Below are 24591 nucleotides of genomic sequence, written 5' to 3' on the forward strand. Positions count from 1 at the left end.
CTACCTGAGAAGACGACGATGCCCTGACTGCCTCGTGGCGGTCAGGGCATCGAATCAGGCTCGGGGCCCACGGCAGTTCCGTCCCGCCGGGTCGTCACACCTGCGGGACGAGCATCGAAGCCCCCGCGTAGATGAGATCCGGATTCTGGATCTTGTTCGACTCGGCCAGAATACCGATCGGCACCCCCGTCGCCCCCGAGATCGCGGTCAGCGTATCGCCTGGCTCGATGGTGTACGGCTTCACCTTCGACGTAGGCTTCTCCGCGGCCGGTGCGCCCGATCCGTTGAGCTTGTACTCGTCGCCGCGACCGGGTGATGGATCCTGACTTGCGCCTCTCTCGTCATGCTTCCCCGTGCCGTTCTCGCTCGGCTGCTGGGCACTGCCGCCCCCGTCGTTCTTCTCGCCGGGATTCCCCGGCGCCTCGACCGGCGCGTGATTGCCCCGTATTGCCTGGATGAAGCCACCGTCGGACGTCGCGAGCTGCGTCAGGCCCCACCCGGCGAAAAGCGCCGCTCCGCCCACCATGACGCTGGCGGCGATAACGGGTCCGTTACCAAAGCCCATCGGGCCGGCGGGACTCCTGGCAGCTGCTCTCTTCTGCGCCGACGGTTTCAACGCCGTCCCCACCGGCCTCTGAACCGTAGCTTTCATCCCTGTCTCAACTCCCTTTCGAATGGCGCAATCAGTCATCCATGTCCGACGCCGTCATTCTACTCGTAGTCCAATCGGAGTTGATGCGATAAGGGGTTGAATGGTAGCCCGAATCGTGCCCAATAGGCCCCGGTGGCCCCCCTGAGTCGCCGACCGTCAGACCGCCAGCCAGTCATACCGAACGAAGGAACCACACCGCCATGGCCAACTACTCCATCTCCGCCGGCCGAATCGCCGAGGGCAAGAACGTCTTCATCCGCGGGAAGCTCGGCTTCGCCGTACTCGCCCGCCTCATCGAGGGTGCCGAGCTCGTCGCCAGCGACCAGCGCAAGACGAACAACGGCATGAACCCCATCGGCAGGCCGCACACCACTGTGACGATCACTCACGCCGAGGTCCAGTTCGCCGATCCGAACAACCCCACCCTCGAGGAGCAGTTCGTCTTTGAGCGCCGATACGACTCCCCGAAGCGGCCCGAAACCGGATCCAACTACTCCATCGACTCCAAGGGCAGCACCCTGCCGGTCATCCTGATCCCTTCTCCCAAGGGTGACGGCACCTACGACCAGGACGAGTCCGGTCAAGAGCTCGCGCAGGGCCTCGACGTCACGCTCGTGCTGCGCACCTACAAGCCGAAGAACTTCAACAACCGGGGCCTGGCCCTCGAACAGGTGGTCGTTCACGAGACGCCGCGCTACTACAGCGCCGGTGGCATCGACCAGGCTGAGCTGGCTGCGCGTGGCATCGTGCTCAACGGGACGCCGCGCCCCGTCCAGGTCGCTCTCGCACCTGCCGCCGCAGTCCCGGTGGCGACCGAGGTCGAGGACGGCCTGTCCTTCCCGGCCCCGCAGCCGACGTCCGCACCTGTGGCCGTGGCCGCGCCGGCTCCGGTTCAGAGCGCCCCGGCGACCGCCGCTGGTGCTCCTGCTCCTGTCCCCGCTTCGGCTCAGCAGGAGACCCTGGAGCAGAAGCTCGCGCGTCTCGAGTCCGAGAACGCCTCCCTCAAGGACGCCGGTTCGGCCGTGGGCTCGCCCGTGGGACCCGGACCCTGGGACGGCTCCGGCCCGGCACAGCAGGCGGGGATCACCTACCAGGGCTGATCCCCGTTGACCACCGACAGGACCCCCGTACTCGCATCCGCGCAGTACGGGGGTCCCGTTTTTCTCCTCCCCTCCTGACCCGATCGAAAGTGCGCGTCCCACGATGACCCCAGCCGACCCTCACGCCTGGTTCCCGCAGTTCTACGGCAACCCCGCGATCCGCACGCTCGCCAGTGCCTGTCGGTGGACCATCTCCGGACAGATCGGGGAGGAGACCCCCGGCGATCCCACCAAGCCGCCGAAGCGCAAAGCCCCGATCGACGTACGCCACCTGCTGGACGGATGCACGTCCAGCTGCCAGCACGCCGGCCCACTGCGCGGAGCCTTCGCCCTGGACGAGACCTGCCTGCTGACCCTCGACGAACTCACCACGGCGATTCCGAACGCTGCGAACAACGCTTTCTACCTCCAGGCCCAGACTGACGGGCTGCTCGTCCTCGACATCGAGGCCGACTGTCCGCCAGGTACGGCCACAGACCTGCTGCGGCTGCCGGGCAGCCTCTACTCGGAGCTGTCGATGTCCGGCCGGGGTTTCCATCTCGTCATGCCGCTGCCGAAGAACTTCCACGACTTCCCTGTAGCCGCCGGCAAGCGCGTCCTGCGCGAGGAACACGGCTGGTACGAGCTGCTTCTGGACCATTGGACAACCTTCACCCGCCAGCCGGTACCCGATCACACGGTCGCCCACATCAACGCGGCGACTGCCGCGCCGGCCTTCACCTCCATCGAAGACCTCTACGCGCAGCTGGCCGCGAACGCCAGCGAGAGCTCCGGTGCTTCAGCATCGGCGGTCGACACCGCAAAGGACATGCCCGACATCCCCTACTCGCAGGCCATCGTTGAGCAGACCCTGGCCAGTGCGCGCCACCAGCTCCGAGATCCCAGCGACTTCAACCACGACATGTCCCGCTGGGAGTTCTCGGTTCTCGCCTCGCTCTACGGCTGGATGCGGACGCAACTGCGCGCCTACAGCGCCCTCGGAGTCGAGTACTCGGCCGGCGAAACCGCGTGGTTGCTCTACAAGGCGGCGCTCGACGTCATCCCTGCGCGCCCCAAGCACAACGAGCGGCGCAACGGCCGGCCCTTCCTCCTCGACCGTGCGGCTGCGCTCGTGGCCGACCGCGAGGCCCGTTCCTCGTCGACCGGCTGACCCTCTAAGCCCGTCCCTGCTACCGCTGCTGCTTCTGTTCCTGGTTCATCCGCTGCTTCTGGCAGCGAGTGGGGTGGGTGACCGTTATCGCGACGGGGCCGATCACAGGCGGGAACAGTGCTGAATCGCGCGGAGCGCGATCGGGTGGCGATGGGCAGCGGGGCTCCATCGCGACCTACGGCGGGAGTGCAGGTCCCAGCCGGGTTCCGACGGCTCGGCACGCGCCACAGGACCGTTCACGGCCTATGCGAACCCGGCGTCGCCGGGAGCAGCAGCGCCCTCCTCCGTCGTCTCGTCCTCTCCCACGCACAGAAAAGACAACGACATGAAGTTCAACGACACCCTGACGACCCTCATCAAGCAGGCCCTTGAGGTCGGCGCGACGCCCGCCCTCATGGGCGAACCCGGCATCGGCAAGTCCAGCTTCGTGGAGGCCCTGGCCTACTCCATGGGCACGCAGGCATTCACGCTGCCGTGCAACCAGCTCGCCGATAAGGCCGACCTCACGGGTGCGCGCCTGGTGCCGTACACCAAGGATGACGGCACGCAGAGCTACAAGCAGGTCTTCTACCCGCACCAGGTGATCCAGGAATGCATCGACTACGCCGAGAACAACCCGCGCGAGTGGCCGCTCCTCTTCCTCGACGAGATCAACCGCACCACCTCCGACGTCACCTCCGGCGCGCTGACCCTCGTGACGCTGCGCCGCATGGGGCACGTCGAGCTGCCCAAGAACGTCCGCATCGTCGTGGCCGGCAACGACAAAGGCAACGTCACCTCACTCGACGAGGCAAGCCTGTCCCGCTTCGCGATCTTCCACGTCGAACCCGACGCCGCCACCCTCATGTCCGTCCTCGGCGACAACATCAACCCCTGGGTGAAGGGGGTACTCACCCAGTACCCCGGGCTCATCTTCCAGAAGTCGACGCCCGCAGCCATCGTCGCCGACGGCCAGGACGACGACGACAACGGCAACGTCACCATGGCCGAGCTGTTCGACGGCGGCGAGGAGATGAACCAGCTCACCACTCCGCGCACCATCGACAACCTGTCGAAGTGGCTCAACGCGGCCGACCCGCAGGAGCTGGCACGGTACCTGGCGACCCAGATCCAGATCGGCGACCGCGAGACCTCGCTGCTGAACGAGGCCATCGAGGCCTACGTCGGGGACACCACGTTCACCACGCAGCTCGTGGCCACCATCGCCCAGGACCTGGCGAGCAACGCCGGGGGCGTGCAGCAGAACCGGGTGAACGTCCCGAAGCCGAACTGCTACCAGAGCCTGAAGGCCGCGGCGACCGTGACCGCTCAGGCCGCGCTCGTCTCGACGTTGACCGACAAAGAGAAGTCCGGATCGCTGCTGTACGCGCTCAAGGAGCGTGAGGACAACGCGCGCCTCATCCAGCAGCTGGCCCAGGCCATCACCCAGATCGAGCCGGAGCACACCCGCACGCTCATCGAGATGGTGACCAGCCAGCAGATCGACCGCCAGAACCTGGAGGCCTTCATGGAGATCGACGCTCCGATCGTCAACCAGGCCAAGCCGGTCCTCTCGGCCTTCCTCTGATCGCTCGCTCACCGGTGGTGGGGGCCGCTGCGGCCTGCCGTCCTTGCTGCACCTCCCCACCACCGGCGGCGCCCTGGCGCCGCCTTGTCCTCAGAAGGAGACCACGACCCATGACGATCACCGTCACGAACCAGAAGCCGGCCGTACTCGACGCACTGCACACGATCTCGTGCACCGGTGACTACGACCCGATGCCGGCGATCCGGCAGACTCTCGTCAACCCGCTGCTGGAGCCGTTGAACCCCAACGCCCCCGCGAGCATCACCGACGCCCAGGGTGCTGATCTGACGGGGGACATCCCGGATCTGATCCTGAGCTGCCTCGGCGACACGCTGAACGCGGCCGGCGAGCAGACGGTCAAGGAGGTGCTCGGCCAGACCCTGATCAACTTCGACCAGGGCACACCGCTGCCGGTTGCCGAGCTCTTCGCCGTTCAGGCCGGACAGCAGAACAAGATGCCCGCACCCTCCCCGCGGGTGCTCTACACCGCGCAGGCCGATGTCCTGCCGGCCGCGAAGGCGCTGCTGGCGGGGACCGGCGAGGAGAGCGCCTTCTTCGCCTCCGTCGCCTACACCTTCCACCCCGACACCCTGGGGTTCTGGTTCCAGTCCTCCGGCGCCTTTGAAGGCTTCAAGACCTGGTTGTCCCAGCAGACTCAGGCGATGGCCAGCGCGCTGCCGCCGGCCACCGCCAAGCTGCTCAACGACTTCACGTCCCTGTCCCTGAAGGGGCTCACCGAGTCGCTGCTAGTACGCAAGGACGACTCCGACGCCAACGACGAGCACTCCTTCGCCCGCGTACTCGTGCACATGCTCATGAACTACGTCGAGCAGCAGCGGGCCCAGGCCAGTCGGCAGAACAACACCCTGGACACCGGCATCCTGCCGTTCACGGTCGGAGAACTGTTCTGCCCGCGCTCCCTCGTCCTGGTCAACGTCGAGGCCCATGCGCGGGCGACCGCGGCGAAGATCGCAGGGGAGTGGAACCTCATCAACCAGTCGCTGGCTTCGCCGGTGAAGGTCGTCTCGAACACGTCGCTGTCCAGGCTCACGTCACTGCCACGGGCCGCCGCCAGGGCCGCCGCTCTGGGAGCCAAGCAGCAAGCGGGCCAGCCCGGCGGCCGCAGCGCCCAGGTGGCGTTCCGCAAGCAGCCGCCGAGCAAGCTGGACCTGTTCAAGGACATCACCCGTGTGCTGCGCCGGATGGGCAAGGTCAACAAGTCCCAGAACGTCTTCCGCACGACGAAGGCGACCTTCCTCAAGGCAAACCGCCGGAACCCGGATGACTTCAACAAGCCCGGTAGGTCAACCTCGGTGCAGTACATGCCCGACCTGCACATCTACATCGACACCTCCGGCTCGATCTCCGAGGAGAACTACCAGGAGGCGGTCATGATGCTCATCCGGATCGCCAAGAAGCTCAACATCAACCTGTACTTCAACTCGTTCAGCCACTTCCTGTCCCAGGAGGTGATGCTGCGCACGGAGAACAAGTCGACAGCTCAGATCTGGAAGGAGTTCCGCAGGATCCCGAAAGTCACGGGCGGAACCGAGTACATGCAGATCTGGCAGTACATCAACGCCAGCCGGGTACGCCAGCGCAGGCTCTCCCTCATGATCACCGACTTCGAGTGGTCGCCGCCGCGCCAGCGTCAGGACCACCCGAAGAACCTGTACTACGCGCCGTGTTCCGCCATGGACTGGTCGACCATGGTGGACCTGGCCAAGCGCTACGCCGACTCGATGAAACACATCGACCCGAGCATTCGGCAGAGGCTCCTCGGCATGGTCGTCTGACCCCCGCGCCCCCCAGAACAACCAGGAGCGGTGCCGTGCGAGCAACCCCGCTGACCGGCACCGCCCCTCTCGCCCATCACGGCGAGCAACCGTACTGTGGAGGATCCTCCGATGCGAATCCCCGCGGATGTGCTCGCAGCCCTGTCCGACCGTACCGAGGCTGATGACCATCGCCTGACGCTCGTCGGCCCCGCTTGCCTCCCCCCTGTACCAGCGCGTCAACGAGGTCCTCGAAGCGGTCGGCGGTCGGTGGACGAAGTCCGAGGGTGCACACCTCTTCCCCCGTCCATGCCGCCGAGGTGCTCGCCCGGTGCTCGCCATCGGTGAAGTCGTGACCCAGGGGGAGAAGCGCACCCTCGCTCAGTACTTCCCCACACCCGCACCCGTTGTCGGCCGGCTCATCGCTCTGGCCGCCCTTGAGCCCGGCATGACTGTGCTGGAGCCGTCCGCCGGCTCCGGCGCCATAGCTACAACAGCAGCCCGCGGCGCGATCGTGGACTGCATCGAACGGGACCCCGGATACGCCGCTGTCCTGTCCGATAGGCATGTGGCACGCCGGGTGCTGGTAGCCGACTTCCTCACGGGCCCGGTCGAACCCCGCTTCGACCGGGTGCTGATGAACCCGCCCTTCACCCGTGGCACCGACATGGCACACGTTGTCCACGCCCTGAGGTTCCTGAAGCCGAACGGGCTCCTGGTGTCGGTCATGCCGTGGACCGTCACTGAACAGACCGACAGCACGATGGCCTTCCGAAAGCTCGTGGAGCAGCGCGGTGGTCGCGTCGAAGCACTTCCCGCCCGGGCGTTCGCCCAGTCCGGGACGACCGTCGACACCGTCCTTGTCGCCATCCCGGCCACTCGTCCGGGCGGCGTGCGACCCACGGTCTGGCCGGTGCGTGACATCCCTGTTCGGGATGCGGAAGAACTCGGAAGCCCCGCCGACATCGCCACGGAGATCGTCGCTGATCTCCGCAGAGCCGTCGCCGCTTTCGAAAAGGTTGCCAGCGGGCTCACCAGACCTGCGCCCACCACCGTGCTAGACGGCATCGAGGTCAGCTGACCACGCCGCTCCTCGAAACCTGTCACGGCCAGTGCCGCTTTTGACGTCCCCTGACTTTCCCTCTCACTCATCCATGTCTCTGCTCGGGACACTGTGGCGCTCCACCGAGCGCGCCACCACGCCGAGCGACCCGCACCGAAGGAGGACCCGGTGGGTCTCAGCAACTTCACATCCGGCGGCTCCGACGACGACAAGGGAAACGGCGGTGGCGGCAGCCCCCCTCCGCAGGTCCCGTCCGGGGGACTGCCGTCCAGCGGTGGCAGCGCCGACGACGTCAAGGAGCTCCTCGTCGACTACAACGAGAAGTTCAAGAACGCCGATCCGACCATGTTCCGTGACCCGCTCATCGGGCAGGTCCTCTCGGTCATCATCAGCAAGACCAAGCCCAACACCCTGCTGGTCGGTTCCGCCGGCGTCGGCAAGACGAAGATCGTCGAGGACATCGCACGGCGCATCGCGCTCGGCGACACCCTCATTCCCGACCAGCTCAAGGACTACACGATCTACGAGCTGCCCATCACCAACATCATCGCCGGGACCGGCATTGTCGGCTCGCTGGAGGAGAAGGTCAAGGCGATCGTCGAGTTCGCCTCCGACCCCAAGAACAAGGCCATCCTGTTCATGGACGAGATCCACCAGATCACCGGAGGATCCGGCAGCCACGGCGACGCCGTCGGCCGCAAAATCTCGCAGATCCTCAAGCCGGCCCTGGCCCGCGGAGACATGTCCGTCATCGGTGCGACCACCAGCACCGAGTCCCGGGCCTTCGACGAGGACCCGGCCTTCGCCCGTCGCTTCACCCGGCTCATCGTCGACGAACTCAGCGTGGAGCAGACCCTGGCCGTGATGAACACGGTCCGTCCCGGCCTGATGGCGCACTACCATCACCAGATCGGGGTCTCCGACGACGTCCTGGCCTCGGTGGTACAGATCGCCGAAACGAACTCCCGTGCTGGCCAGCACCGGCCGGATAACGCCATCACGCTGCTCGACCGGGCGATGGCCGATCGGGTCCTGGAGCAAAAGAGACTCATCGTCCAGGCTGAGGTCGCCGGCGACACGGCACTCGCGCAACACTTGCGGTCCATGCCGCAGGTGCCGCTGACGAACACCCGGGTGCTCGATGTCGCCAAGCGCCTGATGACCGGAAACGCCCAGCGCAAGGACCTCGACGTCGCCGCGCTGAGCGCCACGCTCACCAGCCGCCTGCAGGGCCAGGACGACGTACTCGCCAAGCTCACGGACCGTCTGGCCCGCGAAGAACTCGACCTGTTCCCGATGAGGACACCCACGACGTGGCTGTTCGCCGGGGCCTCGGGTGTGGGCAAGACCGAGGCGGTCAAGATCATCGCCGAGAAGATGACCGGCAGTGAACCGATCATCCTCAACATGACCGAATTCCACACCGAGTGGTCGACGTCGAAGATCATCGGCGCACCCCCCGGCTATATCGGATCGGACTCCAACCAGGAGCTCCCGTTCGACATGCTGGAGTCCAACCCCCACCGAGTGATCCTGCTCGACGAGTTCGAGAAGGCCAACAAGGCCGTACAGCGCCTGTTCCTCTCGGCGTTCGACGAAGGCTACATCCGCAACGCCCGCGGCAAGATACTGGACTTCTCCAAGGCCCTGGTCATCTGCACGACCAACGCCGCCCGTGAATCGCTCGACGGCAAGACGGTCGGCTTCGGCAACAACCCGAAAACCGTCTCGAACCAGAGCCTCAACAAGGCGCTGGCGCAGTCCTTCGACACCGAGCTGCTGGGCCGGTTCTCACTGATCGTAGGGTTCAACCCCATCGACCGGCAGACCTACCGGCTGATCATGACCGCCGACTACGAGCGGCAGCGCGAGCGGATCACCGAGGCCAAGCCGCGGCTGGCCCATGCGCTTCCCATGGCGATGCCCGACGACGAACTGCGCGCGATCGAAGAGACCACCTACGTGGACTCCCAGGGTGCGCGGCCGGCGCGCAAGGCTGTTCGCGCCTGGATCGAGGACCGCCTGCTCGCTGCCCAGACTGGTGGCACATCCTCGACATCCCCGTCGGACGACTGAACAACGGCTGCCCGGATCGCCCGAGCGCTCCCCTTCGGGATGCTCAAGCGCAGGAGCCCTCAGCGTCCTCACCCCCACGCCTTCACAGCTCAGAAAGGCAGGTCCCTGTCGGTTATGGCCTGGATAAAGACCCTCAACGCGACGTCCCCGAAGGGGCAACGAGTGGAGTACTGGCAGAACCCGGGAGGGGGATACTCCCTGGCCGAGTCCCCAGCGCAGGTACGGGTGTCCGGTCACACCGTGGTTAACGGCTGGTCATGTGATGGCGAGACGTATGCGGAGTACGCGCGCATCGTGCGCGAGGGCCACGTCCCTGTTAGCACCGACGTGTACGAAGAGGAGTGATCATGAAGTGGAACGAGTGCGAGAGCGGCATGACCGTGCGGGACACCCGTACCGCAGAGTGTTCAAGGTCGTCGGTCGCCGTGGAGTTACCGACGACGGCATCGCCACTGCCACCGACCGCGGTGCGTGGGTCGAGCAGATCGAGTCGGACTCTGACGGCATCAAGGAAAGGTGGATCGTTCACTGGTCGGACCTTGAACGCGTAGCCGACTGACCCTCCGGGTCGTCGGGCGCACCCCTTGCCGGGTGCGCCTTCCTTGTCAGTCCCTTGGATCTCGATGCCGGTGATGCTGCCGTCGACGGTCCCGGCCGGCGCTGTGACTCGCCATCGAAGTGAGATCAGCCGCCGATGAACGACCACACGCCTGGGTGACGCGCGGCCTCCGGGGAGTGGCTTTGCCGCGTACCCCGGATTCAGAGGCCTGACGGACCCTGACGGATGGGTTGAGGGAGAACGGGCGGGGCTCGCCGACTGAGGAGAGCCCCGCCCGTGTCCGTACCTGCCCCCGGGACCCAGCCCTGTCGCGGCGCATCCGCTCGCCTTCGACTGCTTATCGGAACTGCTGTGCGAAGCGATTCAAGCTCTCTCTCAATCGGCCTCTCGAACCACCGAAGAAAGGCAACGACATGCCTGTCCTGCTTGATGACCTCGATCTCTCGGCCAATGCCGTTGCCCAGAAGGCCGTCGACCCGAAATTCTTCTCCTCGAAGCTCACCGGCAACGGCAAGAAGATCGGCCTGCTCAACGAGTCCCTGCTGCCGATCAACACTGCCACCAACACTGCCTACGCCAAGGCCACCGACATCGAGGTCAAGCAGAGCTCGACGCAGCACGACATCACCACGACATCGATCCCGCTCGCACCGATCACGCGCCGCGCCCTGAACGCAGGCGGGTCCTTCACCCTGCCGAGCCCACACTCCGACGACCGCTTCGCTGTTGACACCTCGTCCAACCGATTCGACGACTGGAACGTCGCCTTCGACATGACCCCGCAAGCGCTCGTGCTCTACGAGGACAAGTCCGGCGGCACGTCCACGCGCGACCTCGTCATCCAGTACCGGATGGAGTTGTACTTCTTCAAAATGGGGCTCCTCGAGCCTGAGCGCGCCACCGCAGTCGCACCTGCGGCCGGCTACGGCAACCACAACGCCTCGGTCTTCGTCCAGTGGGACACTAGCCCGCTGGACAACGCTCGCGTCTTTGTCCAGGACGTACTCGCATCTGCCGGCCTGACCGCCTCCAACCTCGACGACGAGTTCGACGAGTGGATGCGTCAGTACCCGATCTACGAGCGCATCACGCGCCTGGCCCAGATCTGGGACTCCGAGACGATCGCCGACGAGGTCTGCCGCTACATCCAGGACATGCCCGCGCGCCCGACGGAAGAGCAGCTGAACATGCTCGCCATCCAGCTGCGCTACCTGGAGAACTACAACGTCCCGCTGGAGGCATACCGCCAGATCCACAAGCGGGTCGACGCTACCTTCTCCGACCCGGTCGCCACGCAGCTGTCGAAGCAGAACCTCAGTCTGCTGATGAACCACACGCTCGACCACCTGGAGCAGATGAAGGCTCAGCTGGTCGTGCCCGCGCAGCCGGCCACGCCTCCGGTACTGCCAGCACACCTGTCCAAGCAGCAGCTCGACGCGCTCACCACGCACGAGCCGCTGGTGATGACGCAGGCGGGAGCCGGAACCGGCAAGTCGACCGTGATCCTCCAGCGCATCAAGTACCTCGAAGCCTGCGGGGTCCCCGCCTCGGACATCACGGTGCTGTCGTTCACCAACGCCGCGGCCGACAACATCACGGAGAAGAACCCCGACGTCGGCTCGATGACGATCGCCAAGATGATCATCGACATCTACTCGATGAACCACCCGCGACACAAGGTCTCGGCCATCGACACCATCATCAACTCGATCGACATCTTCTACCCGAACAGCCAGTTCGCGGCGACGTTCCGCCACCGCCTGCTGGAGCTCGACCAGAACAGGACCGGTGCCTTCACGGCCCTGAACACCTTCGTCGAGAGCCACTTCGACGAGGTGATATCCCTGCTCGACCGCATCGAACAGACGTCGCTGGAGCTGCAGATCATCATCTGCTACCAGAAGATCGACGACATGGCCGAACCGGCCCACGTGCAGTCGAAGTACCTCATCATCGACGAGGTACAGGACAACAGCGTGTTCGAGTTCATCTACGTACTGAAGTACATCACCAAGCACGCTCAGTCCCTGTTCATCGTCGGCGATGCCTCGCAGACGCTGTACGAGTTCCGCTCAGCGAACCCGCGTGCGCTCAACACGTTGGAGGGCTCTGGGGTCTTCGCGACCTTCAAGCTCACGACGAACTACCGGAGCAACCAGGAGATCCTGGACTTCGCGAACGTCGTGCTCGGCGGGCTGGAGACCAACCAGATCGCCAACATCCAACTGCAGGCGAACTCACTGGCCATGCCTACGGCGGACTCGTTCCAGGGGAAGGTCATTCTGGAGTACCGCGAGGTGGCCAGGCTGACCGGGTTCGTCACCCAGGACCTGCCGGCGATCGTGCGCAACACGGTCATCCCCGACTACGTGGACAAGTGCCTGGACCGGGGCGAGCAGGTGGCGTTCCTCGCCTTCTCGCGCCGCGAAGTGTCCCTGATCCAGGATGTGCTCCAAAAGCGCTACCCGGGGCGCCATGTCGCCTCTCTGGTCAGCGACCGCGTCTATGCCACGGACATCTTCTCCAAGTACATCAAGTTCTTCTGGAACGACGTCCTGCAGGCACCGCCGACCAATGCCGCGTTCGTGGTTTCCCAGGGGATCAAGGACAACATGGACAAGCTGACGAAGAACGCCGCCAAGGACAGCGTCGAGAAGGCAATTCTGCGCACGATCTCCGAGTGGTGGATCGAGAACAGCACGACCATCAGCGACTGGGTCATACTCTGCCACCAGGGCGCGCTCACGCACGAGGCGTTCTTCGACCAGCTGCGCGACAACCTCATCTCCTTCGAGATTCAGCGGAATCAGCAGAAGCTGAACATCAACAAGCAGAAGAACCAGGAGCGCAAGCGGAAGAACCTCGAATCCAAGGCCGACCTGGTCGTTTCGACGATCCACGGTGCCAAGGGACTCGAATTCGACAACGCCGTCGTCCTCTACAAGGAGGACACGAAGATGACCCAGGACACCAAGCGGATGTTCTACGTTGCCTTCACTCGTGCCATGCAGAGCGAGTACGTACTCGGCTACGGCACCGTGAGAAACCCGCCGATCCAGAGCAGCTACGAGCAGATCGTGACGGCTCTGACCGAGCGCGACAAGAGGAACGCCGCTCGCGCCCTCGGCATCGATCCGGATCTCCTGGACGAAGACGACAGCGCTGCTCCCGGCAGCACCGACGACCGCTCCGCGGTCACCGCGGCCGTCTGACCAACCGCCGCCGCCACCCCATGCCGCAGGGGCGAACGTTTCGCGCATCGCGAGCAACCGCCCCTGCGGTCTCCCACACGTCACCCCGGGGTGTGACGTGTGGAGGGCCGAGGATCACACCGTGAACGGGCCTGCTCGCAGGGCGCCTCCGATCAGCCCGGCCCGGCACGAAGTCGTACGGCGGATCACTCGTCCCGAGCCTCTCGCTGAACCGTGGCACCACCTCGACCAGATCACCCTCCACCGCGAAGGCCACTTCGCCGCCAACGTCCCAGCAGAACGCCAGGCACAGCAAGCCAAACCCGCCATCTCCCCTTCACGAACTCGGTGGGACAGCTGGGGCCGCGTATCGCCGGGCGTGCCGCCGAAGAACAGGAATCCACCCATGGACTATCCCGGACTGGAACTGAAGATCCGCATGTCGCTCATGACTGGCTCGGACTCGACTTTATCGGTCCCCGTGCGGCTGTACTACAACAACACGGACCCCTACGCGGTGCAGTTCTCCTTCGACGTCACGCCCGACCATGTGGTCCAGTGGACGTTCGCTCGGGAACTGCTGGACCAGGGCCTCACCGCACCCACGGGTTTCGGCGACGTGAAGATCACTCCGATCGACCAGAACCGCCGCTTCTGCATTGAACTGGAATCCCGCGCCGGATACGCCCGCCTTGAAGGACCGGCAGCGTCCGTCAAGGCATGGCTCACCAAGACCTTCGAGGTCGTCCCCGCAGGCCGAGAATCCGAATTCGTCGACATCGACAGCTTCCTCGACAAGCTTCTGCCCCATTGAGCCGAGCACCGACCCGCACGCCCACAACGGCCCCAGCGTAAGTAGATCCGCGACACCAACCCCCGGCGATCCGACCCACACGAAAGAAGTCAGCCGTGACTATGAACCAGGAGACCCAGCGGGACCCCAGCCGAGTACAGGGCGGCGACCTCACCCACCTCCCCGACGGACTGATCACCCTCAACCTCAGCCTCTGCACCAACCGCCTCGGACCCCCGCCCGGCGCCGTGGCCGCCCTGCACCACTTCCTCGACCACCACGCCCACCGCCTGATGCCCCCACCGTACGAAGCACCGAGCCCGCCCTACCGTGCCGAACGCCTCTACCTGCAGGCCGTCGCCGACCGCCTCGGCGTCAACGAACAGGACATGCTCCCGGGCCGCGGGGTCACCGAGTTCCTCGTCATCCTCGCCCGCCTGCTGCGCCCCTCCCGCGTCGCCGTCATCACCCCCGAGTACACCGAGACGATGCGGCTCTTCTCCTACGCCGACTTCCACGGCCCGGCCGACGGCGTACAGGACACCGCGGATCTGCGCCTGCAGCGCCTGCGAGCCGCGATGCGCACCCACGACCACGTCGTCCTGTCCAACCCCTCCAACCCGATGGGCCACTACCTGCCGCGCGCCCAGCTGATCCAGGCATGCGCAGAAAATCCCGCAGCAGTCCTGGTAGTCGATGAGGAGTACATCGAGTTCCAGGGCCCCGGCCTGAGCCTGGCAGGGGCCGACGTCACCAACCTGATCGTCCTGCAGTCCACCGGCAAGACCTACGGGATCACCGCCACGCGCGCCGGAATGCTGTGGACCCGCAACTCCCGGCTCCACCGGCGGGTCCAGGACGAGCTGCCCTCCTGGCCGCTGTCCCTCCTCGACATCACCTTGGCCACCGCGGCACTGCGCGACACCGCCTGGCTCCCCACCGCCCTCGGCCGGACCAACACCGCCGCCCGCCGCCTGCAGACACTGCTGACCGGCCGGTTCGGTACGGCAGTCGCCGACTCGGACATCCATTACCGGTTCCTCCACCTCGACAACCCCTACCCGGCCCTGGAACACCTCCACGCCCACGGAATCTCCGGCCGTCTGTTCACCCGCACCGCCCGCGGCAGTGTTCCCGGACTGCGCCTCATGACCCCCACCACGGACGCCGAGTTCGAGCAGCTCCGCACCGCCCTGAACACCCTGCCCGAAGGGAGACCGGCATGACGACCGACCACCGTGACAACGGCCGTCCCGAACATCAGGAAGCCGCCGACCGGCCGCGCCCGCCGTACATGGGCAAGTTCGCGCTGGAGCCTCTCCCCGGTCTGTTCGGCGAGCCCCTCCCCGACGCCCCTCCCGGACCGCAGCTCCTGCCTGAGCGGCACGCCGTCGCGGACACGACAGAGGCCTCGCCGAACTGCGGACCAGCCGCCCCATGACCCCGAGGGCAGTGCAGATGCTGGCGAGCGTGGCCAGCTTGGAACCAACCTCGCACGACTCCACAGCAGAGCGTGCAGCCCGGATCGCAGCACCGTCCCGTGAGCGCGCGAGGCTCGCGCAGAGCCCCGGCCCCGGCGGGAACCAGCAGCAGGCCCAGACCTCTCGGCTCCCGCAAGCACCCGGATTTCGGCAGCGCTGACGGAGCGGGAGCGTCCTGGAGACCCGGACGGAACACGCTGCTCTCAGCACATCCTGTGGGCTACGTCTGCTTCGCACGGACGAGGCAGGGACCGCACAACCGCTCGTCGGGCCTGTCCTGCAGATCCAGCGGTACATCCCGCTCCGGTGCTCTTTCGCCATCTCATTCCGGTATTCGCCAAGCTTGCACTGAGCTGGGGCCTCTGGCGGAACAGAGTGAGAATTGCCCAGACGGTCGCCTGAGAACCGCAGCCCACTGCGTTGCACTCGGCGCCCACCAAGCCAGCATCACCGCGCTGCACAACTTCCTGGGACCTCATTCCCCCTGGACAACAGCGGGCTTCCGTTCCGCTGAGCGTCGCTGTCCTCTCCACCCATCTTGCTCCCGCGAAAGCGAGAAATTCTCCATGCCCGCATCCACGATCGTCTCCTCAAGCGGCGAGTTCCGCCTGTACGGGGACTCCGTACAGACCTTCGCCGATCTGCCCGTGGCCACCTACACGATCTCCTTCTCTCAGGTGGCCGGCTACAGCCTTCGCCAGACGGAGTCGCTGACATCCGCCGACGAGACCGTCTACGGCAGCCACGCCTCCCGTGTACAGCGGATCGTCACCGGCTACTCCGCCATGGACCGCTCGCTCGGCGTCATCCTCTCCGGCGATAAGGGCATGGGTAAGAGCCTCATGCTCCGCCTGCTTACCGAGCGGATGCGCGAGAAGCACGACCTACCCACCGTGCTCGTGCAGCACAACACGCCGGGGCTGGCAGCCTTCCTCGACGAGCTGGGCGAAGTCGTCGTCGTCTTCGACGAGTTCGAAAAGATCTTCTCGAACGAGGACGACGGGTCGCAGAACCAGTTCCTGAGCCTGTTCGACGGGCTGAGCACGACGAAGCGCCTCTACGTCCTGTCGGTCAACGAACTGGACCGCGTTAGCGACTACATGCTCAACCGTCCCGGCCGCTTCCACTACCACATGCGCTTCGCCTACCCCGAGCCCGACACGGTGGCCACCTACCTGCGCGACCAGGTACCCGGAGTGGCCGAGACGCAGGTGGCCGAGATCGTCGACTTCTCCCGGAAGTACGACATTAACTTCGACCACCTGCGGGCGATCGCCTTCGAGCTGCGCCTGGGCGAGTCGTTCGCTGAGGTGATCGGTGACCTGAACATCAAGCGCAGCAAGCACACCGGCTCGCGGATCGAGGCCCACATCACCTGGAAGAACGGCGGCACCGACGTCTTCGACGGTCGTGTCGATCTGTTCGACAGCGACAGCCTGCAGACCATCAACGACTGGGACACCGACACCGGACTGCACTTCCACATGCGCGACGCCGTCCCGTCTGAGGACGGCTACCTGCTCCCGGATGGTGCCTTCACGCTCACCGACCTCCGTGACGAGGACGACAGGTCGCCCGACGACAAGAAGGACCTAAGCGCCGTCGCAGTGACCCTGCGTCGTCCCCCGAAGTACTCCATCGACTTCTGAGGACGCCCCCGGCCGAACCACCGAGGAGCCACTTCGGGTTCCTCGGCGGTTCGCTGTCCGGCTCACGCGTTTCTGTACAGAAAGCAGCCTTCGACCATGCCCAAGTACCGCATCGTCTCCGAACTCAGCCCCGGAGCAGAGCACCGTGAGCCCCGAGGTGCCGATTTCAGCCGGGACGGAGATCGTCTCGTCACTGCTATCAAAGCCACGAACTTGGTCGCGGCCGTAGCAAAAGCCTCTGAAGTTCTTGTCGGCGAACATCGTGGTCGCCGCATCGTCTCAGTTGAGGAGATCCACCCCGGCTTCGCCTACTCCGACGAGGAGATCTCCCGTGCCCTGAAGCGGGCCACTCGCGCTGGTATCCCGCTGATCGACCCCGGAGATTTCGAGGACGACACCACGCCGTTCTGCGAATCGGAAGAGTTCAACCCCACCGTCCAACTGGTCGCTATAGCACTCCGTGAATCCGGACTCGTTCTCGGGCTGGACACCTCCGTCCTCGCCAACGAGGACGACGAGCCCTACGTCATGGTCGAAGTCCACGATGAAGCCCGCAGTGTCTACTTCTCACGGGGCACGGACGTCCGGCGACTCACCGATGACCTTGAAGCCGCCGGCTGGGCCGGCGTCTTGGCCGTAGCTCGTGCGCTGATCTCGTTCAGCAACAAGCTGCACTGAGCTCCATGCAGCCAGATCCGACGGTGCTGCTCGCCTGCCTGGCCGTCGCTGCGCTCGGCATCCTGTGCCTCGCCATAGGCGTTGGCCATAGGCGGCGCTGGCGGGACCCCACCAGGTTCTTCAGCTGGGGCCAGAAGCAGCAGCTCATCCGCCAGGCCAACGGCCGGTGCGAGCACACGCCGCCCTTGTGGTTCCGGTGCCCGGCAGAGGGGACGGAGGCCGATCACATACACCCCTGGAGCCGTGGAGGGCCGACTGAACTGTGGAACGGCCAGCTGCTCTGCCGCTCGCACAACCGGCGGAAGTCCAACCGCGTGCCGAGTCCCTTCTACCGCTGGCGTCTCGCGCGCCGGCGCAAAAAATACTGACCACCCCGGGTGGCGGCGGGTTCGCTTCCGCGACAACTGCGAGCTGTCCACCCGCGAGGCGCCGCTTTTCGACCAGGAGACACGCCACTGCTGGTGTGGCGTGTCATGGCCCCACGACTGGCCAGGCGAGGACGGCGGCCCACCCCCACCCACGTGACGCGTAAGGAGAAGACGATGACCACACAGCTGCCGGTGCCTACACGGTGCGCGGGCCGCCCAACCCTGGGCGGCCTGGTCGTCCCGTGGATCACGCTGCACGCCGGCGGTCGGTACCTGTTCGGGGCGCTCGACAAAGACCGGCGCGACCGGGCACTGGCCGAACGGCGCTGCCAGGTCTGCGGGCAGAGCTTCGATGAGCGGATCTGTCTCGCGGTGCGGCCTGCCGATATACGAGTCGGGTACACCGCTGAGCCCGGCATGCACCCGGAATGCCTCGCGTACAGCGTGCGTGCCTGTCCGATGTTATCGGGGGAGGCTACCCGCTACCGTGCCACGCCCGCGTCGTCGGGTCTGCCCGGGGTCGCCGAAGCGGGCCACGGATCGCGCGCCGGGTGTCCCGCCGACGCATTCGATGCATGGTGGATCACGCCCAGCTCGTACCGTGTGAAGACCGACCCGGAGCACCCCGGCCAACTGCTGGGCGCCGATGTGGACATGCCCGTGCTGCGCAAGCGGCCCATCCGCCCGGCAGCGGGCCCGGACCTGGACAGCATGCTCGCCCTCGCCCGCCAGGCTCTCGGACTCGAAGACTCCACGGCCAACTGCCCGCGTCAGCCCGACGGCGCACCCCAGCTGCGCAACACCGCGAAGGAAGACGACTGATGGCCATCCCCCGTCAGTTCGCGAATCCTGAAGCACTGATCTGCCGGAACTCACGAGTCATGGCACGTAACAGCCAGCCAGCCTAGGACCTCGAGTTCACAAATCCCAGGATGCACCCCCTGGAGCACGGCATGAGCTCCCGCGTCTGCCGCAAGGGCCGTGAGCGACCGACCTCGTTCGACTGCAAGTTGGGCACCGACCACTCAGGTGCGTGTAGCCCCTTCATCCACCGGCCCAGCCCGCCCAAGAACCCTGCCGACCACGCCGCTCTCCTCGCGATGAGCAAGGGCGATCGTCAGCGCCAGAGCTGAGCCACACCCCCTCAAGGAGAGCCCTGTGATTGCTGCACGCTTCAATCCGCTGGACATCGAGTGCCTCGTGAAGACCGCTGTGGAGCTGTGGGAGGACATCGACCCCAGCGATCTTTCCGAGCACCAGCAGGACACCCTCAACCGCGCACGCGAACTGTGGCTGGCCGAACATGCTGAACAGGAACCTCCCCACCCCGAAGTCGTGACCTTCATCAGCCCGCGCCCGGCAGGCCAGGCATGGGTGCTGCGCCGCTGGGACCGCCACGAGAACGAGATGACGCTCCATGTGGACGAGGACTCCGCGCTAGCCGATCTCGCCCGGTACGTACGCGGAGTCTGGGACAATCTCGTAGGCAAGGAAGGCATCCCCGACCAGCCACCTACGGACGACTGCGCGGCTGTGCAGCTCTACTACGGCGCCGAGCGCAATAGCCGCCCGGACGAGGGATACAACCTCTACGCCGAGGACATCGCCAGGCGCGGCCGGACCCGCATTGTGCCGCTCGACTACCGCTTCCCCGATGAGGATGCGTGCGAGCAGGCGAACCGGGGCGCCACCTTCCACCCGCAGACCGACGACAACGACCTCCCGTGCGGCGAGGTCGACGGCGTCCTGGTGTTTGCCTACCTCGACCACGATGCCGGCGCCGTCCGGGTCTCCGTGCACCTCGACTCCGCGGAAGACCGGCTCGTCCGTCCCGACGGCACCGTGCCGCTGCGCGTGGAGGTCGAAGACGTCGTGGTGCTGGACGACAGTGCAGAGGGCACTCCCAAGCGGAACCTGCTGACCAAGCTGCTCTATGCCGCCGATGACCTCCAGGAGCAGGCAATCCGAGAGGCGGCGTTGGCTGCCGGCGTTCTCTGGCGCTGCCCGACCTGTCAGTGGGACAACCCCGGCGAGGCCACCTGCTGTGAAGGTCCTGGCCTCTGCCGCGTCCCGAAGCCGAAGAGGACCAGCTGACGACGCGGCCCTGGGCCGGCTTCCGGTTGACCCAAGGCACGAACTTGAAGGAGCAGATCATCATGAGCGCGAGCATGCTCATCGCCACCATCTCCTACCCGGCCGGACGTACCGAGCCACCGAATTTCGACCGCGGACGCCGGTTGCTTGAACAGATCGAGGATCCCGCACTCTTCAACTTCGACGACCCTCAGATTGAGCTGGTGGAGTTGCTGACAGGCCTTGACGGTGAGGCCGACCTCGTAGGCGAGGACGGTGCGGTACCCATTGAGTACGCCCGGCGCGCCGGTCTCGCCATCATCGGCAACCTCGAAAAGGCCCTCGACTCCCCAGAGACGACCTTCCTCACTGCCGTCTACTACAGGATCTACATCTCAGGCGGACTCTCCACAGGCGGCAGCCCCACGGATGCGACCAGCGCGATCTGGAATGCCTACAAGTTGCCCGCGAGCGTGCTGATGGCCATGGGCTTCACCCCGGACCAAGAGTTGCCGCTCTCGCGTGCGAACGGCAGCGGGAGCCACACGCCCCTCACCGACACCGACGTAGTCGACGCGATCGCGCTCGGCCTCGGCACCTCGCCGGACTGGCCTGGTGAACACACCCTCGCATGGATCGCCGACACCATCGGCAAGGTGCGGAGCCACCCCGGAGGCCGCGATCCCCGCAAGTGCCAGGACGAGTTCACCGAGAAGCACGCCGTTGATCCGCTCGACGACAGCTTCCTGGCCATGTACGTCAGCGAAGCGACCGCCGAGCTCGACGGGGATCCCCACCTCTCGGCCGGCCAAGGCGATGTCCCGGTGACGGGGGAGGCACCGTCGTGACGCGCTTCCCGCTCCTCCGGCTGCTCGCCCAAGCCGTCCTGAGCGGCATGGCTGGAGCCCTGGCCGTGACCGGCATCTGGCTCGTGGCCGCGGGCGAGACGCCGTCGCCGATGACGGGCCTGGTGTGCGCACAGATCATGACCACCGCGTGGTCGCTCGTCCAGGTCGTCCGCTTCCGGCGCAAGTGGCAAGCAGTCCTCGACTCCTACAACAAGCCTGCCCTGGGAGAAGGGATCGACATCCCGCACCGGCCGCCAGCCGACAACGAGGAGGGCAACCGGTGAACGCCGAGCAGTGGAACGCCCTGCACCCGATCGGTACGCCGGTGGTCGCGTACCCGGGTGTCCGCCCGGAGCACCCGCTCGCGGTCGCGGTCCGGAAGCGGCAGGCGGACGGTCGTCTCGTGGAAGAGGCCGACACGGACCTGTGCCGCGCCCTGACGACCGTCACGCGTACTCCGGCCTGGACGCTCGGCCACGGCGCCCCCGTAGTGTCCGTCGAGGGCTATACGGGCGGCATCCACCTCACCCACATTGACGTGATCGTGGAAGCCCCGTCCGAGGTAGCGGTGGCTCGTGGCTGACTACACGTTCGAGACGGTCACCCACAGTGTGTACCGCTGGATCATCCCCGCCCCCGAACCTTGGGGCGCCGCAGCGGAAGAGATCAGCAAAGCGTGGGCCGTGGCCGTCGACGCTTACCGGGAGAGGTACGAGCTCGCCAGTACAGAGCCGATCCCCGGAGATGCCCTCCGCTTCCACGTCCGCGACGACGCCATCGTCATCAAATTCAGCACCGAGGAGTGAGCATGACCGAGCGAATCGACATCAAGCCCGCACGACCGCACGCCCCCCTGCGGCAGCTGCGCGACTCGTCGTTCTGGGGCGCCGGCATGGGTGGCATCTTCACCTGCTATCGCATCGTGCTGACCCTGAGGTTCTACCGAGGGCGCCAGGCCCTGCAGATCGAGGCGTCTGCGGTGATGCCGGCATGAGCCGCCGTCCGGCCCAGGAACCAGCGATCGACGCGGAGCACGGCGGTGAGATCCACCCCGCCTTTGGAGTCGCGGTTGTCACGCGACGAAGCGGAGGAGGGCGTTCGCTGTTCCAGTCCGACCTGCTCCACAACGAGACTGTCTCGCTCTCCGTGCGCGGGGCCGTACGCAAGCGTGACCTCAACCACGACTGGGTCTATCCGGGCCGGAGGCTCGTGGAGATCGAGATGAGTCTCGCGCAGTGGGGCTCGCTGGTGTCCTCCGTGGGTCTCGGCAGTGGCGTGCCGGTCACCATCCGGAGTACTGAGCGCGACGCCTTCGTGCCCGAGATCCCACATCAGCCCCGCACCGCCGAGAACCTGCGGGAGGTACGGGAGGTCACCGACCGGATGTACGCCCGCGTCAAGGAAGCCACGGCGGCGCTGCACGAGGCGATCCACGCGAAGAAGGGCGCGAGGGCCACCAAGGAAGCGCTCGGCGCGCTCGAGAACGCCGTCGCCCATGTGGGCAGCAACGCCCAGTTCACCGTCGACTCGCTGGTGGAAGCCGGCGAGCAGGTCGTCGCCCAGACCCGCGCCGACATCGAGGCCCACATCCTGGAGGTCGTCAGGCTGACGGGCGCCGAGCCCTCCATCGAAGCCCCGCCATTCGATGCCCCGGCGCTGCCGGGGCCCTTTGCCAGCGGAGGTGAGCCCACCGATGCCTGAAAACGGCGCGCCCGACGAGCTGTTCGATGCAGACGGTCACACCCTGGCCGGCCGCTCCGACTGGATCGTCCGGGGCAGCGGACTCATTCGTGCCCCCGTGGTCGGCGACGTCGTCCCCGAGCACTTCGCTCGGCCTCCCTCCGGAGGCCGAGCGAAGTACCAGCCTCGACACGGAGCGGAACACCGGTGATGAACGTACTCGCGGCCAAGGGGACGCCGCGCCGGCCCCGGGCCGTCATCGTCGACATCGACGGGACGGTCGCCAAGCATGTGCTGTCCGACGGCACGCTGCTGCGGGGCCATCACGACTACAGCCTGGTCGTACAGGATCTGCCCAACCCGCCGATCATCGAGACGGTGAACGCGCTGCGCGACGCTGGTCACCAGATCATCTTCTGCTCCGGCCGACCCGAGCGTGACGACCGGGGGTACAGCGTCCGCACTGCGACCCGGCGCTGGCTGGGCCTGCACCTGGGGGAGTGGGCTGACGATGCCCCGCTGCTGATGCGTGGCCCGGGGGACAGGCGCCTTGACCACGCGGTCAAGCACGAGCTGTTCAACGCCCACATTCGTGACGCCTACGACGTCCTCCTGGCCCTGGACGACCGTGACCGAGTGGTGGCCCTGTGGCGCTCACTCGGCATCGTCTGCCTACAGGTCGACGAAGGGAACTTCTGAAGTCCCGACTGCCCATCCAAAAGGACCCGTGCTCCGGCTTAGCACGGGTCGAAGTTGCAGCACGGTCTCCTCTTTCTCCTGCCTGGTCCGCCTATCGGAGGCGGAGCGAGCCGCCAATTGCCACCCATCGCGACTCGATGAGAAACGTCGCATTCGAGTCGACAACAAGCTATTCCCGGATGAGTAGACTGAAGGAATGACTCACAACAGCAATGCTCACGACAACGGCACCCCCGACGCCGATCTCCCGAAGTTCTCCGTCAATGTCGTCCCGGCCAGCAAGCTCGGGCGCGAGGACCTCGCCACGATTCTGAACACCTTTCGTCGCGGCCAGATCACGCCGCTGATCTTCGGGGACAACAACAGGCCCGAGGCCGTGATCATCCCCTTCGCCGCGTTCGTGCGCCTCATGAAGTACGACCACACGGCCCACGTCCGCGATGAGGGTGCCTTCCAGGCCGAGCTCTCCCGCCGCATTCAGGAGTCCGATACCAGTGGCGAGGCGGGCATGAGCGTCGAAGAGCTCGCCGAGAGCCTTGGCCCGCTCGGTCAGCAGTGGGCGGATGAGCATCGTGCTGCCCAGCGGGAGAATCGTGATGAGTGAGCATCAGCCTCCCATCCGTTTCCTGCCGACGGCCGGTCTCAAGCAGGACCTCCAGGCGCTCCATGACGCCGCAGTGATGCACCCCCGAGGACCGGAAGACCGGCTCCTGCGGGTGGCTCTCAATCAGCTGGGACGGATCAAGCAGGGCGCGCCGAGTACGCACCCGCTGGAGTACATGTCCAGTTATCCCGACCTCTCCGATTGCGAGACCACGTACGTCGGCGCAGATCCGGGTACAAAGCCATCGCACCGGATCGTCTGGCGGGAGCGCGCGCCCCAGCGCTTGGGCGAGCCCGTCACCCGCGAGATCATCGCCCTGGGCGAACGCGCGAATGGGCAGGCTTACTACATGGCCGGTCAGCGCCTGGGTCGCCCTGTGGGCTTCACTCTCGCCGAGCTGGCTTCGCAGCGCGAGCCGATCGCGAGGGACCCGCGACCCCGACACCGCTCGATCGGAAGTTTCGGCGCACCATCCACGAACGAGCCTGACTTCCAGTTCGAGTGACCTGCACCTCGCAGAGACCGGCGTGTTCATCGTCCTGGCCATCGTGCTCGTGCCGGTCTTCGCCATCGTCGACGGCCGAG

The 24591-nt window shown here is 66.0% G+C and carries 29 protein-coding genes; 28 read left to right on the forward strand and 1 reads right to left on the reverse strand.

Annotated elements, in window-relative coordinates; all coding sequences use genetic code 11:
- Positions 1–94: 94 nt before the first annotated feature.
- Positions 95–565 (reverse strand): LysM peptidoglycan-binding domain-containing protein, encoded by a 471-nt coding sequence (locus tag NBG84_RS30970; protein WP_250922986.1) that lies wholly within the window; start codon positions 563–565, stop codon positions 95–97.
- A 287-nt stretch (positions 566–852) separates the two neighbouring features.
- On the opposite strand from NBG84_RS30970, the gene NBG84_RS30975 reads away from it, so the two are divergent.
- From NBG84_RS30975 to NBG84_RS31110, 28 genes are all read left to right on the forward strand, one after another.
- Positions 853–1752 carry a hypothetical protein gene (locus NBG84_RS30975; RefSeq protein ID WP_250922987.1) on the forward strand — a complete coding sequence of 300 codons (900 nt, stop codon included), beginning with the start codon at positions 853–855 and terminating at the stop codon, positions 1750–1752.
- A 103-nt stretch (positions 1753–1855) separates the two neighbouring features.
- On the forward strand, positions 1856–2902 hold the full coding sequence (locus tag NBG84_RS30980) for a hypothetical protein (RefSeq protein ID WP_250922988.1): 1047 nt from the start codon (positions 1856–1858) through the stop codon (positions 2900–2902).
- A gap of 325 nt (positions 2903–3227) precedes the next feature.
- Positions 3228–4469, forward strand: coding sequence for an AAA family ATPase (locus NBG84_RS30985; RefSeq protein WP_250922989.1), 1242 nt, complete (start codon positions 3228–3230; stop codon positions 4467–4469).
- A gap of 110 nt (positions 4470–4579) precedes the next feature.
- Entirely contained in the window at positions 4580–6265 is a 1686-nt protein-coding gene (locus NBG84_RS30990; protein ID WP_250922990.1) for a hypothetical protein, read from the forward strand.
- A 310-nt stretch (positions 6266–6575) separates the two neighbouring features.
- Positions 6576–7325: a hypothetical protein gene (locus tag NBG84_RS30995; RefSeq protein WP_250922991.1), complete on the forward strand. Its 750-nt coding sequence runs from the start codon at positions 6576–6578 to the stop codon at positions 7323–7325.
- Between the two features lie 150 nt (positions 7326–7475).
- Positions 7476–9383, forward strand: a complete 1908-nt coding sequence (locus NBG84_RS31000; RefSeq protein ID WP_250922992.1) for an AAA family ATPase — start codon at positions 7476–7478, stop codon at positions 9381–9383.
- A gap of 114 nt (positions 9384–9497) precedes the next feature.
- Positions 9498–9728: a hypothetical protein gene (locus NBG84_RS31005; RefSeq protein WP_250922993.1), complete on the forward strand. Its 231-nt coding sequence runs from the start codon at positions 9498–9500 to the stop codon at positions 9726–9728.
- Positions 9729–9735: 7 nt separating this feature from the next.
- A complete protein-coding gene (locus NBG84_RS31010; protein ID WP_250922994.1) occupies positions 9736–9942 on the forward strand; it encodes a hypothetical protein in 207 nt (68 codons plus the stop codon).
- Between the two features lie 413 nt (positions 9943–10355).
- Positions 10356–13154 (forward strand): UvrD-helicase domain-containing protein, encoded by a 2799-nt coding sequence (locus NBG84_RS31015; protein ID WP_250922995.1) that lies wholly within the window; start codon positions 10356–10358, stop codon positions 13152–13154.
- A gap of 385 nt (positions 13155–13539) precedes the next feature.
- Entirely contained in the window at positions 13540–13947 is a 408-nt protein-coding gene (locus tag NBG84_RS31020; RefSeq protein WP_250922996.1) for an SsgA family sporulation/cell division regulator, read from the forward strand.
- Positions 13948–14048: 101 nt separating this feature from the next.
- Positions 14049–15152: an aminotransferase class I/II-fold pyridoxal phosphate-dependent enzyme gene (locus NBG84_RS31025; RefSeq protein WP_250923057.1), complete on the forward strand. Its 1104-nt coding sequence runs from the start codon at positions 14049–14051 to the stop codon at positions 15150–15152.
- A complete protein-coding gene (locus tag NBG84_RS31030; RefSeq protein ID WP_250922997.1) occupies positions 15149–15367 on the forward strand; it encodes a hypothetical protein in 219 nt (72 codons plus the stop codon). Before NBG84_RS31025 ends, NBG84_RS31030 begins: the two co-directional genes overlap by 4 nt.
- 606 nt (positions 15368–15973) lie before the next feature.
- Positions 15974–17056, forward strand: a complete 1083-nt coding sequence (locus NBG84_RS31035) for an AAA family ATPase (RefSeq protein ID WP_250922998.1) — start codon at positions 15974–15976, stop codon at positions 17054–17056.
- A 96-nt stretch (positions 17057–17152) separates the two neighbouring features.
- Positions 17153–17734 carry a hypothetical protein gene (locus tag NBG84_RS31040; protein ID WP_250922999.1) on the forward strand — a complete coding sequence of 194 codons (582 nt, stop codon included), beginning with the start codon at positions 17153–17155 and terminating at the stop codon, positions 17732–17734.
- A gap of 5 nt (positions 17735–17739) precedes the next feature.
- Positions 17740–18102: an HNH endonuclease gene (locus NBG84_RS31045; RefSeq protein WP_250923000.1), complete on the forward strand. Its 363-nt coding sequence runs from the start codon at positions 17740–17742 to the stop codon at positions 18100–18102.
- A 174-nt stretch (positions 18103–18276) separates the two neighbouring features.
- Entirely contained in the window at positions 18277–18924 is a 648-nt protein-coding gene (locus NBG84_RS31050; RefSeq protein WP_250923001.1) for a cell envelope biogenesis protein OmpA, read from the forward strand.
- Between the two features lie 131 nt (positions 18925–19055).
- Positions 19056–19235, forward strand: coding sequence for a hypothetical protein (locus NBG84_RS31055; RefSeq protein ID WP_250923002.1), 180 nt, complete (start codon positions 19056–19058; stop codon positions 19233–19235).
- 25 nt (positions 19236–19260) lie between these two features.
- Positions 19261–20196 carry a hypothetical protein gene (locus tag NBG84_RS31060; RefSeq protein ID WP_250923003.1) on the forward strand — a complete coding sequence of 312 codons (936 nt, stop codon included), beginning with the start codon at positions 19261–19263 and terminating at the stop codon, positions 20194–20196.
- A gap of 62 nt (positions 20197–20258) precedes the next feature.
- Complete coding sequence (locus tag NBG84_RS31065; protein ID WP_250923004.1) at positions 20259–21023, forward strand: hypothetical protein; 765 nt, start codon at positions 20259–20261, stop codon at positions 21021–21023.
- The gene (locus NBG84_RS31070; RefSeq protein ID WP_250923005.1) at positions 21020–21307 is read left to right on the forward strand and encodes a hypothetical protein; all 288 of its coding nucleotides are present in this window, start codon (positions 21020–21022) and stop codon (positions 21305–21307) included. Before NBG84_RS31065 ends, NBG84_RS31070 begins: the two co-directional genes overlap by 4 nt.
- Positions 21304–21606 (forward strand): hypothetical protein, encoded by a 303-nt coding sequence (locus NBG84_RS31075; protein ID WP_250923006.1) that lies wholly within the window; start codon positions 21304–21306, stop codon positions 21604–21606. The genes NBG84_RS31070 and NBG84_RS31075 overlap by 4 nt, the downstream gene beginning before the upstream one ends.
- Entirely contained in the window at positions 21599–21829 is a 231-nt protein-coding gene (locus NBG84_RS31080; protein ID WP_250923007.1) for a hypothetical protein, read from the forward strand. The genes NBG84_RS31075 and NBG84_RS31080 overlap by 8 nt, the downstream gene beginning before the upstream one ends.
- A gap of 2 nt (positions 21830–21831) precedes the next feature.
- Complete coding sequence (locus NBG84_RS31085) at positions 21832–22017, forward strand: hypothetical protein (protein WP_250923008.1); 186 nt, start codon at positions 21832–21834, stop codon at positions 22015–22017.
- Positions 22014–22724: a hypothetical protein gene (locus tag NBG84_RS31090; RefSeq protein ID WP_250923009.1), complete on the forward strand. Its 711-nt coding sequence runs from the start codon at positions 22014–22016 to the stop codon at positions 22722–22724. The genes NBG84_RS31085 and NBG84_RS31090 overlap by 4 nt, the downstream gene beginning before the upstream one ends.
- The gene (locus NBG84_RS31095) at positions 22717–22914 is read left to right on the forward strand and encodes a hypothetical protein (protein WP_250923010.1); all 198 of its coding nucleotides are present in this window, start codon (positions 22717–22719) and stop codon (positions 22912–22914) included. The genes NBG84_RS31090 and NBG84_RS31095 overlap by 8 nt, the downstream gene beginning before the upstream one ends.
- Positions 22914–23402, forward strand: coding sequence for a phosphatase domain-containing protein (locus NBG84_RS31100; protein ID WP_250923011.1), 489 nt, complete (start codon positions 22914–22916; stop codon positions 23400–23402). The genes NBG84_RS31095 and NBG84_RS31100 overlap by 1 nt, the downstream gene beginning before the upstream one ends.
- Positions 23403–23598: 196 nt before the next feature.
- Positions 23599–24006 carry a hypothetical protein gene (locus NBG84_RS31105; protein WP_250923012.1) on the forward strand — a complete coding sequence of 136 codons (408 nt, stop codon included), beginning with the start codon at positions 23599–23601 and terminating at the stop codon, positions 24004–24006.
- On the forward strand, positions 23999–24511 hold the full coding sequence (locus tag NBG84_RS31110) for a hypothetical protein (RefSeq protein WP_250923013.1): 513 nt from the start codon (positions 23999–24001) through the stop codon (positions 24509–24511). The genes NBG84_RS31105 and NBG84_RS31110 overlap by 8 nt, the downstream gene beginning before the upstream one ends.
- The last annotated feature ends 80 nt before the right edge of the window (positions 24512–24591 follow it).

The sequence above is a fragment of the Streptomyces albipurpureus genome, from assembly GCF_023701525.1.
Lineage (GTDB): Bacteria > Actinomycetota > Actinomycetes > Streptomycetales > Streptomycetaceae > Streptomyces > Streptomyces albipurpureus.